Origin of the sequence: Mucilaginibacter sp. OAE612 (assembly GCF_041806395.1) — a bacterium.
GTDB lineage: Bacteria > Bacteroidota > Bacteroidia > Sphingobacteriales > Sphingobacteriaceae > Mucilaginibacter > Mucilaginibacter rubeus.
The window spans coordinates 2,562,475-2,574,079 of sequence record NZ_JBGMUW010000001.1 but is presented as its reverse complement, the minus strand read 5'-3'; the positions used below and the strand labels follow the sequence as shown (position 1 = coordinate 2,574,079).

Annotated in this window: 8 protein-coding genes; all 8 read right to left on the bottom strand. The window is 43.9% G+C overall.

Annotated elements, in window-relative coordinates:
- Nucleotides 1-166: 166 nt before the first annotated feature.
- The 8 genes from ABID99_RS10665 to ABID99_RS10630 all read right to left on the bottom strand — a co-directional run bounded on the left by ABID99_RS10665 (nucleotide 167) and on the right by ABID99_RS10630 (nucleotide 11,449).
- Nucleotides 167-907: an SDR family NAD(P)-dependent oxidoreductase gene (locus tag ABID99_RS10665; RefSeq protein WP_373613678.1), complete on the bottom strand. Its 741-nt coding sequence runs from the start codon at nucleotides 905-907 to the stop codon at nucleotides 167-169.
- A 51-nt stretch (nucleotides 908-958) separates the two neighbouring features.
- A complete protein-coding gene (locus ABID99_RS10660; RefSeq protein ID WP_090525875.1) occupies nucleotides 959-1,813 on the bottom strand; it encodes an AraC family transcriptional regulator in 855 nt (284 codons plus the stop codon).
- A 166-nt stretch (nucleotides 1,814-1,979) separates the two neighbouring features.
- Entirely contained in the window at nucleotides 1,980-4,673 is a 2,694-nt protein-coding gene (locus ABID99_RS10655; RefSeq protein ID WP_373613677.1) for a sigma 54-interacting transcriptional regulator, read from the bottom strand.
- Between the two features lie 381 nt (nucleotides 4,674-5,054).
- Nucleotides 5,055-6,089: an alpha/beta hydrolase gene (locus tag ABID99_RS10650; protein ID WP_090525876.1), complete on the bottom strand. Its 1,035-nt coding sequence runs from the start codon at nucleotides 6,087-6,089 to the stop codon at nucleotides 5,055-5,057.
- 179 nt (nucleotides 6,090-6,268) lie between these two features.
- A complete protein-coding gene (locus ABID99_RS10645; RefSeq protein WP_373613676.1) occupies nucleotides 6,269-7,060 on the bottom strand; it encodes an alpha/beta fold hydrolase in 792 nt (263 codons plus the stop codon).
- A 194-nt stretch (nucleotides 7,061-7,254) separates the two neighbouring features.
- Nucleotides 7,255-7,731 carry a Dps family protein gene (locus ABID99_RS10640; RefSeq protein WP_373613675.1) on the bottom strand — a complete coding sequence of 159 codons (477 nt, stop codon included), beginning with the start codon at nucleotides 7,729-7,731 and terminating at the stop codon, nucleotides 7,255-7,257.
- Between the two features lie 79 nt (nucleotides 7,732-7,810).
- Nucleotides 7,811-9,853 (bottom strand): ferritin-like domain-containing protein, encoded by a 2,043-nt coding sequence (locus ABID99_RS10635; protein WP_373613674.1) that lies wholly within the window; start codon nucleotides 9,851-9,853, stop codon nucleotides 7,811-7,813.
- A gap of 120 nt (nucleotides 9,854-9,973) precedes the next feature.
- Nucleotides 9,974-11,449, bottom strand: a complete 1,476-nt coding sequence (locus ABID99_RS10630) for a PLP-dependent aminotransferase family protein (RefSeq protein WP_373613673.1) — start codon at nucleotides 11,447-11,449, stop codon at nucleotides 9,974-9,976.
- Between the last annotated feature and the right edge of the window lie 156 nt (nucleotides 11,450-11,605).

Below are 11,605 nucleotides of genomic sequence, written 5' to 3'. Positions count from 1 at the left end.
TTGAATAAATGAATCCCTTTAGCGCGTGCATATTGAAGGTTCAAAGGTAAGAGCCCAGCCCGCCTCCCTAAATCAACGCTAATATTTTGGTACCGGTCAATTATAGCCTTTTAATTATCGTAAAACTGCTCCGTTAAATTTCGCCACCATTTATTAATCGGTACATTTAGCTAACGGATATGCCACCATCAACAGGCAACACCACCCCGGTAACCCAATTGGATCCTGAATCGATCAATAGCGCTGTATTAGCTACAATATCTTCAACATCTCCTCTTTTTTGTAAGGGGATAGTTTTTGCTTCACTTTGCTGGATAGCGAGTATAATATCTGCCGAAAGGCCGGCATTTTCTAAAACGGGGGTATCTGTAGGGCCGGGTGCAACGCAATTTACACGAATGCCGAGCGGTGCCAGTTCCAAAGCCCATACCTTTGTAAGCATGTTAAGGCCGCTTTTTGCCGAGCCGTAAGCGCTAAGCTGAGCGTAAGCTTTTATACCATGGCTACTGCTTACGTTAATGATTTGCCCTTTGGTGGCAGATAAAAATGGCACACAACCCGCAGCGAGTAAGCTTGGAGCTATCAGGTGAACCTGATACATCTCCTCTAACTGGTCCCTGCTTATTTCGGGCAAGGGTGTAAGGGCCACATGGCCTGCATTGTTTACCAGCACGTCAAGTTTGCCGTTCCATTCATCTTTTATGAAATCGATGATCTTGTTTTCCTGTGCGTTTTTCAGGCTATCGTATACGATGGTATAAATGCCGGGTAACTCTGCCGCCAGTTTTGATAACTTAGCGTTGTTTCGGCCGGTTGTCAATACCCGCCAGCCTTTGTTATAAAAATGTTTGGCAAGCCCCTCTCCTATACCCGAAGATCCTCCTGTTATTACAATGTTCTTTTGCATTTTTTGTGTATCTAAAATTGTGTTCTAATTATTCATTTGAGTCCCTTACAATCATGCAACCGCGTTAAAAGGACGCTGGAAATGAAGCCTGAATGTTTGCGGAGCAGTTTTAACCTGTTTACTAAAAAAACGGATAAAATAAGAAGGATCATCATAACCAAGTTTATAGCCAATTTCCTTTACCGAGAGATGCGTGTAAACCAAAAGCCGTTTAGCTTCCAGTATTATCCGTCTCTTGATTATTTCATTGGGTGTGTAGCAGCTGTGTTTACAAATCCGTTTATTCAATGCTTTTGCACTGATATTTAAAATATTAGCATACGATGCCACATCGTGGTGTTTAAAAAAATTGCGCTCAACTAACTGGATAAAGAACCTGCAAAAAACCGAATCGTGCTGAGCAGATAGAATATCCGGCCCCTGAATACGCTGGCAAATACGTGCAGCCTTAATGACGATCTGTTTTAATAAAACCCGGACCATTTCTTCCAGGTTAATATCATTTTGGGTTATCTCCTGCCTTACCTCGTCAAAAATAGATAAGATGATGTCTGCATCCACAGTGCTAAGTGCTATACCAGATACCTTTTGAACTTTATCAAAAAGCAGTTCATCGCAGGCTATTTCCTGGCTATGCAGGCTTACTCCATAAAGATCCTGATCATAGTATATGATGCTGCCCCTGAAGCCTTCAGAAAGCTTGAGCATTTGCGCGGCAGTTACAAAAACAATCCCGTCCTGTTGTACCAAAACATCTGTAAAATCAATACTCAACCTGCTTCCATGCCTTACATACACTATCTTAATAAAATCCCTGAGCTGATCGATGAACTGGTCGGACTGGTTTCGCCCCTGAAAATCCAGGATCCCAAATCTGTTAAAGGCTTTTTGTTTAAAGTGTTCCATCTTAATAATCCATACCGGCAGCAATGCCGCTCTGTCTAATGGATTACAATCAATATACCATGAATTAAATAATTGACTGTCAGAACAATAAACAACAACCACCTTCCACCGCACACCTAATACAGCGGATTAAAAAGTACTTTAACGATATTGCGAGCAATCGCTGTCAGGAGGCTTGCGACAAATAATCCGTTTTGGAGATCTTCAGCTTTTTCATTTTAGCATGTAAGGTAGTTGAAGGCGTGCCCAACACATCCGCAGCCCCGCCTGATCCTGCTATTTTCCCCCCGCATATTTTGAGTGTTTGAATGATGTGGGCACGCTCAATTTCTTCGAGCGTTTGATTAACTGACAGGTCTTTTCCAAAACGGGTTTTAGGTAGGTAGATCTCCCTCAACGTGCTGCCGTTGGTTAACAAAACGCTTCGCTCCAGCAGGTGCTCAAGCTCCCTGACATTACCTGGCCATTGGTAACTTTTCAGCTCCTGCATTACTTTGGCTGATATAGATGTCACTTTTATGCCGGTATTTTTACAGTGGCGGGCAAGGAAGTAATTGGCCAGCGGAGCTATATCCGCAATCCGTTTGCGCAAAGGCGGCAGACTGATGGGGAAAACATTAAGCCGGTAATAAAGGTCGGCCCTGAACCGGCCTGCATTTACTTCTTCTTCCAGGTTGCGGTTGGTGGCCGCTATGATCCGTACATCAACCTTAATGGTAGTTTTACCGCCTATCCGCTCAAATTCGCGCTCCTGAATAACCCGCAGTAGTTTTACCTGCAATTCTAAAGGCAACTCGCCTATCTCATCTAAAAACAAAGTGCTGTTATGCGCCTGTTCAAATTTACCGATCCGCCTTTCAAGCGCGCCGGTAAATGCGCCTCTTTCATGGCCGAAAAGTTCGCTTTCAATCAGGTTGGCAGGAAGAGCGGCACAGTTAACTTTTACCATTAACTTATCCTTTCGCGGTGAGCTTTTGTGAACTCCCCGTGCTACTAATTCCTTGCCTGTCCCGGTTTCGCCCATCAGCAATACCGTTGAATTTGTTTTGGCTACAATCGACATCAACTGATAAACCTGTTGCATTTCAGGGCCGCTACCAACAATTTCGGCAGAATTATAAATGGTGTTTATCTGTTCTTTCAGGTGATCGTTTTCAACCTCCAGCATACTTTTATAGGTAATAAGCTGCTCGTTAACCAATACATTCGAAATAGCGGTAGAGATCTGCGCGCAAATTCCTTTCAATATGGCAAGGTTAACCACATCCGTTTCCATAAAAAGAATGCCGAGATCTTTACTTCCTGTTCGTAATGCTACACCAATCATTTTCCGCAGCCCCATATCGCTCCAGGTACGAACGTATTGTGGAACTACCGGGCGCCTCATTTCCTGATCGGTGATAAAAAGAATTGGTTCGGTGCTCCGCAACACCTTATCCTGTATCCCATCCTTAATATCAAACCTGGTCGCGATCATTTGCTTAAACCCCGGGGCATTTTTAAAAATAGTAGTGCTGTCATAAACATACGAACTGGTTGTCCCCCCCTCGTTATCGATAAGCCTAATGATATAGCCCTTTACCGAGCTTAGCTTTTTTACCGCCTTTTCTACAGCTACAGAAAAATCGTGTTTGCTGCGCACTGCAGCGATATCATGGCTAAAATCCAACAGGAAAGATTTTTCTCTTTCCTTATTCATGATCTCCTCGTTGGCAGCAATGTTACTTGCCGCCGTAAATAACTGACTGGAAATACGTTCAACAATATTCAATGCCGCAGCATCAAATGTTCCCTTTTTGTCGGCAAATAAAATAAGGCTTAACTCAAGTTCGGTTTTACCGGGCAGCAAGTTGATCACCATTTCGCGGGCACCGGCAGCATAGTTTAGTTTAAACCAGAGCGGAACTTTATTGAGATCAAAAGTAGTCATATCAAGCACCACAGGGCCATCACAGCCCGATGCTGCGCTATAAATGCCATCATTAACCGGATTTGCGCTCTCAAGGGCTGCAACGTGCCGGGGGAATTTTTTCGTGGGCGAATCCGGATCAGTTACATATACACTGTAGTTTTCTCCTGCCTCATCGAGGATGGTCATTACATTATGTGTAAACTTTACAAGCTTTTTAAGGCCGGTATTAACAACGATAAGTAAATCTTTTCTATGCCGTACGGTTGCCAGGTTATTGCTTATATCCAGTAAAACCTCATTTACCCACTCTTTAAATTCAATTTCTTCATTTATTTTAATGTTTGATACCGCGCTGGAAAGCTGGGAGCTTATCATCGATATGAAAGCCTTAAAATCGTCAGAAAAAGCCCCGATACGGTCTGAATACATCAAAACATGCCCGATAGTTTCCATTTTACTTTTTAGCGGAACTATCATTGCTTCTTTTATCCCGCATTCGTAATTCACTTTTAAAAAGCCGGGAATACCGGGTTTATGTATAATATCGTCCAATAAAAATGATACCGGCATATCAGAACCATGCGCCTGGCTTATAAACGGATCGTCAAGAAAAAAACGTGAGGCGAGCAATGACGGCAACTCGTCACGATGCTTGATCTGTAGCGCCTCCCTGTCAATTAAAAAAGGATAATAGGTTTGCTGCTGCTTATCAACCAGTGATACAACCGCGTGTGTAAAGTAAAACAGGCTTTTAAGCCTTGATGAAAAAACCGTAATTAAATCTATCTTGGTTCTTACCTGGGTGATATCATTACTTAACTCCAGCAATACCTCCTTCTCATTTTCATAACACCGCACGTGCTTTTTAAGTACTTTGAGAAAATTCTTTTTGTCTGTCAACTGATTTTCGAAATCATCAATCACTGTTAAAAATCCTGGCTTTTCCATTTTGTAACAATTGGGGTAAAAAGGCACCAACGCAGATTTTACCGCGCCCATGGTACAGGCCGGCAAAACCAACAATCATAAAAAATGCAGTGGCGGATTCAATTTTAAGCGATTTGCGCTATAGCAATACCCTCCCGTCTCTTAACCGGCGTTAGCTTGACCTCTAACATTACGATATTTCCTAAAACATGCCGTTATCCTATTGCATAGTATTGCTATCAAATCCCTCCGCACCGAACACTCCCACTACTCGCATTTACAGTTGATTGACAATCGACCTTCCGGAATTGGACATAACCGATAACTTTTTCCGAAACAGGCTTAAAAAGTAACGCCCCCGGGTTATCCCGGAGGCGTTACTTTTGATAAGATTATAGTTGACTATTTAAGTGCCTTTTTAATCTCGGATGCTACCTGTAACATCGCGGCCCGTGTGCCGGGAACATTGGCAATTGGGTTAAGCAAACCAAAATCGTGGATCATACCATTGTAACGTACCGACGTTACTGTCACACCCGCTTCATCAAGTTTGCGGGCGTAAGCTTCGCCCTCGTCACGCAGCACATCGTTTTCGGCTACTAAAATGAATGCCGGCGGCAGGCCTTTTAACTGTGCGGTGGTTGCCTGTAACGGTGACGCGTAGATCTGTTTGCGTTCATTAGGATCGGTAGTGTAATTATCCCAAAACCATTGCATCATTTTTTTGGTAAGGAAACGCTGAGTAGCGAACTGATTGTACGATCCGGTTTCGAAATTGGCATCTGTAACCGGCCACATCATCACTTGCAACTTAATTTGAGGGCCTTTTTTATCTTTTGCCATGAGGGCTACTGCTGCGGTCATGTTGCCGCCAACACTATTGCCTACTACTGCCAATCGTTTACCGTCTACCCCTATTTGCAATCCGTTTGCCGCAACCCATTGAAGAGCGGTGTATTCCTGGTTGATAGCAGTAGGATAATGAGCTTCGGGTGATGGCGTATAGTTTACAAATACCGCCGCCGCACCTGAGTTAACCACCAGGTCGCGTACCAAACGTTTATGGGTAGGAAAATCGCCCAACACCCAGCCGCCTCCGTGTATGAATAGAAATACCGGCAATATCCCTTTGGCCTTAGCTGGTTTAACCACGTTTAAAACAAGAATACCGCCTTCGGCCGTAATTGTTTTCTGCGTTACCTTGATGTCTGAATAATCGAACTTTACAGATTCCTGGGCACCTGTAAGTACGGCCCTTGCTTCTACTGGACTAAGCTCTTCAATTGGCTTACCTTTGCCGGCGTTCAAAACTTTTAAAAACGCTTTGATATTACTTTCAATATGCCGGTCCTGTGCCGGATCAATAGTTTGCGCGTCAACTTTACCGCAAACAGCTACCGCAAAAAGGGCGGTTAAAATTGTAATTTTTGTCTTCATTTTTTTGAGTTAGTGTATGAGTTTAACACCACAAAATTACCTTGACTCCTTATGACACTCAATGCACATACGGCTAAAAGCAATGGACTTTTTTCCCTATGGAAGGCGAATCAACTCAACAAAAAAGCCCCGTCGCTTTGCGCTCCGGGGCAATAACAAATGTCTACTAATTAAAACAACTATTTTTTCTCCGAGGCGGCGATGATCACCTTGCCTACAGCATCCGGGTGCGACATAAAAATCACATGGCTTCCTTTGATCTCGGTGACGCGTGTATTTGAACGTTTGTACATTTTACGTTCAATTTCAGGGTTGATGCTTTTATCTTCGGTTGCTACGATGCCATAAGTTGGCTTAGTTTTCCAGGCAGCATCCGCCACGGCGGTCTCAAAGCTTCCGCCAAAAATAGGTTCCTGCGAGGCAAACATAAAATCGGTTTCGGCCTGGCTTAAATCGCCTGCAAAACCGCCATGAAATTTGGCTTTATCATAGTAAACAAAACCTTTTTCATCCGGAGGTAAAATACCGTATTCAGGCAAAGTTGGCGCGGTTGCAGCCCATTGTAAAGTATTTTCACCTTTATCAGGCTGATATGCTGCAACGTAAACAAGACTGGCAACTTTTGGATGCATACCTGCTTCGGTAATCACCACTCCACCCCATGAGTGGCCCACTAAAATAACCGGACCATCCTGCTTATCGAGAATGCGGGTGGTAGCATCCACATCATCTTTGAGCGAAGTAAGTGGAATTTGCGCCGCCGTAACATGGTAACCTTTTTTAGTAAGAATCTCGAAAACACCTTTCCAACCCGAGCCGTCGGCAAAAGCGCCGTGTACAAGTACTACGTTTTTGATCTTGTCCTGCGCATTTGATAAAACTGGCGACAGTAGTAAAAAGCTTAACACAAATGCCGTAATAAACCTCCGGCCCATACTTAATTTTGATTTGTTTGATTGTTCCATTTTCATAGTTAATTTTTTTTTAACAAAGGTATTTTGGCTTCAAAAGCTCATCAATGGACAAAGAGGCGCTACTAATGGACATTTTTCCCTTTCGATTCTACCACTCCGAAAAAATTGATTTGATCAGATGATTTCAGAAAACAACGGGCAAAAAAATAGCGGGATGTTCTCCCGCTATAAAACAATAAATCGTTGTAAATCTACTTTGTTAGATGAGCCCTTAGCATCCAGGCCATTTCTTCATGAGTTTCTAAAAGCGCGGTAAGGTAATCGCTCGAGCCCATGTCCTGGTATTTTTCGGCAAAGGGGGTAATGTTACCGCGCAGAAACATGATGATGCTTTCATGATCGGCTAACAGCTCCTTGACATATCCCTGACTGTTGTTGCTATTTTCGAGCTTTTCGGTTAAATGGGTAAGCTGTAAAAACTGGGTTAATGTGGCCGGGGCATAGTGACCAATTTTACGCATCCGCTCCGCAACACCATCAACCACCTCTTCAAGCTGCTGATATTGCGATTCAAAAAATACGTGAACCGTGTGAAAGTCGGCACCCTCAATGTTCCAGTGTGCGTTTTTGGTTTTGGTATACAGGATAAATTCGTCGGCCAATAGTTTTGCCAGTTCGTCAGACACAGCCTTTCTGCCCGCATCATTAATTCCAATGTTTGTTTTCATGTTGATATAATTGTTATTTTTTGTTGGTTGGTTCATAGTTATCCCGCCAGGCAATGGCTTTATTTATTGCTATTGATCTTTAGTTTTTATCATCAGTAAAATTGTTATACCAGTGCGTGCCATCACAAAACGGTTTATTTTTTGAGCCTCCGCAGCGGCACAGGGTATAATGTTCTTTCGATGCTCCTTCCAAAAAATCGGCATCCAGTTTTATGCTTCCTTTTACACGGTACGGTCCATTTTTTGAAACTGTAATAGTAGGTTCGTTAATTACCGGTAAGTTCAGCTTAGGGTTGGCAAAACTGAAACTTAATGCTCCCGATGGGCACCTTTTAGTTTGCTGACCTATCCTTTCACCGCTGGCTGCCGTTTGATCAACAAAAGGTTCTTTTCCCAGCCTGAATACTTCGGGCAATTCATCAGTACAAAAACCCGAGTGCTGGCAGATACCACGGTTATCGCATACGGTAAAATCGGTTGCGGGATATTTATCCAACCGATCAGGCGTTCGGCCGGATAATTTACTGCTATCAAAACCTATGCGGGCATGGGTGCCATCACAAAACGGTTTATTTGCCGAACCGCCGCAACGGCATAATGCCATTTGAGGCTCTGCAAGTAGCCTCTCGCCTTTTGAATTAAGCAGATTACTTACACCTTTTACCAGGTACGGCCCGTTGGTGGATGGATTAATCTCAGGCTCAAGTTTTGCAGGATCAACGAACTCAACCTTCGGGATAATTTTTTGCGCCTGCGCGGTTTTTTTTATAAAAAGCTCAGAGAGTGCCTGTAGGGCCGCAGATGCTTCTTTCACCTCTGGTGAGGATGTTTTTTGCTCGGCTAAGGCGGTGGCTTCTTTGGCAAGGTTAAAAAGCCGCTCACAGAAAAACACCCATGCTGATTCTTTATGCGGCAGCAACGTAATATCCCTATTGTAACCAAACCCAGGGCCGGCCATTAACGCGGCATTTGCCGGATCACCGAGAGGCATTTTGGCAAGCGCCTCGCCCATTGGGCGAATTACGGTAGTCATTATCCGCAGTGTAGCACGGGATAGCATTTCCAGCTCTTCCTCAGTTTCATCGCTGTGGGCAAAAAAGCGGAGTAACATTTGCAACATGGTATCATAACTCATGTTAAAGATATCGGCCGCGCAATGCGTATCCTCATCAAGGATTAACGTGCCTCCGGTAGCATCGTCATAAAACCGGGTCATGGGGTTTGAGGCCATTTTCCTCACGGGATCGAATACTGTATTCGTATTCGCTCCTTTTTCCATTTCGCTGATGTATTGCTTCCTGATGGTATCAAAGATCTCAAAATGGCAATCAGGGTGCTGTTGTGTTGGTGCTTCTCCCTGCTCCACAATCATTTCAATAGCCTGCAAGGCAGATTCCCTGTTTACTACGGAGATCAGCGTTCCGCTCAAGTCGACATAACGGGCATTGGCCTGCGCCTCCCTCGGGCCGATAAACAATACATCTTCAGGGATACATTTAAAGCCCGATGCTACCTTGTGATAAAACTCTCCAACAGTTGTAAAATCAATTTCATAAGGTTCCTGGAATTTAAAGGCTTCGGAGCCGAAGCGGGCTATCAATTCAGGTTCGGCTTTAAAATGCCGGGGCTTTAATTCGGCATATTCCAATTCCTGTTCTCTTACAACTTTATTACGCAGTTCATCATATTGAGCATGTACAACGGGTTCAAGTACGCCTTCTTCCGGTAGTTCAAATATCACCAGCCGCTCAATTGTAGCAAGCGAAAATGGCTCAAGAGTTAACTTAATGCCGAATGGAAAAGCGGATACAGGTAAAGGAAAATTGGCCCTTTTAAAATTAGGTGCACCACCTATTGCAGTGAGCATGTTGTTAACCTGGGCAAGGTGCAGCATTTCTTCTACCGCTACCATGGCTAATTTTCGCTTCCAGGTTTTTACCATGGTAAGTTGCTCTTCAGTCATTCCCCCTTCATCAAGGTTCGATTTTAGCGAATATGCTGCATAGAGATATACACAGGCCAGGCCATGTTCCAGTTCGGATGCCCGCGAGAGCAAATAAATAAGTTCCTCTCTGCTTTCTACGTCTTTAACTGCCGATTCACGGTGAGTTGGATTATTCATATTTTAGATGTTTTAATGAGCAAAATTATTGAGGGCCGACCTGCCTGAAGGGGACCAGATGGGCCCCCTCCAGGTAATCCAGGCTTTGGCAACGATGGGGGCTTCATTCATCGTCATAATTCAAGAACAGGAAGTTAATTTCACCAGGATATCCACGGCTTTTGAAATCTCCTCTTCAGAGAGTGATGCAAACCCAAACCGGATCCCGTTATCATTCGGGTTGCCGGCAAGCCTGAACGGCATGCCAATCATACAAAGCCCGGCATGGGCGGCATCATTAATTATTTTATTTACAGGATATTGCCGCTTAAACCTAAGCCATATAGCCATGCCGCCAAGCGGCCGGGTAAACTCAACTGCGTGCGATAGTTTTTTGGTAAGCAGATCACAAATAAAGTCACAGCGCCGGGCGTATAATTTGTTCGACCGGTTAATATGCCGCACTAGATCACCATTAATGATCATCTGCGCCAGCATAAATTCAATAAAGGTATCCCCTCTTAAATCAATCAAACGCTTCAGATCCGTCGCTTTTTTTACGATATCGGGCGCGGCTATCATATAGCCCACCCTTATTGAAGGCGCAAGCAGTTTTGTAAACGATCCAATATAGATTATTTTACCGCCATGAGGGCTGCTGGCCAATGGAAGGATAGGATTATTGGTATAATGAAAATCGTAACCATAATCATCCTCAATTACATAAAACCTGTACCGTTCAATCAGTTGAAGCAATTGCTGCCTCCTCTCGGCCGACATGGTTATGGTTGTAGGATGATGCAGATGAGGAACAATGTAAAGCATTTTTACCGGCGACTTTTTCAGGATCTGTTCCAGTTGATCCAAAGCCGGCCCTTCTGCATCTATTCCTATTTTTGAAATGTGAGCGCAGGTGTTTTCAATGATCTCGTCGGCATAGCGGTAATTGGGTTCCGTGACCACTACATGATCACCTTTGGCTAATAATACCGTAGCCGCTATATAAATGGCCATCTGCGCTCCGCGGGTAATCACCAGATCATCCTTCCTGATATTTAAGCCCCTGGTTTCGTTTAAAAACAAAGCAGTTGCCTCTTTAAGCAACGGCAGGCCACCCTGATCCCTCAAACACATTAATTGCTTAATTCTGGCACTGGTGGCCTTATCCCGGTATACTTTACTGATCTCGTTAAAAGGCGCAAGTTCCGGATCTGGATAGCCATCATTAACTACAATATCCCAACTTTTGGTTGTCCGGTGCTCTGGCTGTGATCCCCCTTGTAAGGCCAGGTTTCTTGCAGTCATGTTATCGCAGGAAGAAAAAGAATTTGGTGGCTGAAACGACCGTGGTTTGATTATTGGAAGCTCGGGCGTTACCCTGTAGCCCTTCCTATCTACTGACTCTATCCAATCTTCCGTCATCAGCTCTTCGTAGGCATTTATAATCGTTTTACGGTTAACGGTGATAAATTCGGCCATTTGCCGGGTGCCCGGGAAGAATGTACCAGGCGGAATTAAGCCTTCCCTTATCAGGCTTATCAGGCGATTGGTAATTTGCCTGTAAACAGGGAGCTGGTTTTGCTTATCGATAACAATCAGGTTGTGGTAAGGAAGCATCTTATTTTGTAATTAAATTTGTTTGCTGCCCTACTGAAAAACCCGATTCAAAAGCTTGCCAAGGCAGGGCATTGCACTTTCACAACCCACATACCAGATATCAATTATTTAAAAATCAACAACTTATCAAAATAAACAACATCAAACCACTCCATA

Excerpts from the sequence above, each read along its gene's own strand:
- ABID99_RS10665 (WP_373613678.1), bottom strand. The coding sequence starts at position 907 with ATGCAAAAGAACATTGTAATAACAGGAGGATCTTCGGGTATAGGAGAG.
- ABID99_RS10660 (WP_090525875.1), bottom strand. The coding sequence starts at position 1,813 with ATGGAACACTTTAAACAAAAAGCCTTTAACAGATTTGGGATCCTGGAT.
- ABID99_RS10655 (WP_373613677.1), bottom strand. The coding sequence starts at position 4,673 with ATGGAAAAGCCAGGATTTTTAACAGTGATTGATGATTTCGAAAATCAG.
- ABID99_RS10650 (WP_090525876.1), bottom strand. The coding sequence starts at position 6,089 with ATGAAGACAAAAATTACAATTTTAACCGCCCTTTTTGCGGTAGCTGTT.
- ABID99_RS10645 (WP_373613676.1), bottom strand. The coding sequence starts at position 7,060 with ATGAAAATGGAACAATCAAACAAATCAAAATTAAGTATGGGCCGGAGG.
- ABID99_RS10640 (WP_373613675.1), bottom strand. The coding sequence starts at position 7,731 with ATGAAAACAAACATTGGAATTAATGATGCGGGCAGAAAGGCTGTGTCT.
- ABID99_RS10635 (WP_373613674.1), bottom strand. The coding sequence starts at position 9,853 with ATGAATAATCCAACTCACCGTGAATCGGCAGTTAAAGACGTAGAAAGC.
- ABID99_RS10630 (WP_373613673.1), bottom strand. The coding sequence starts at position 11,449 with ATGCTTCCTTACCACAACCTGATTGTTATCGATAAGCAAAACCAGCTC.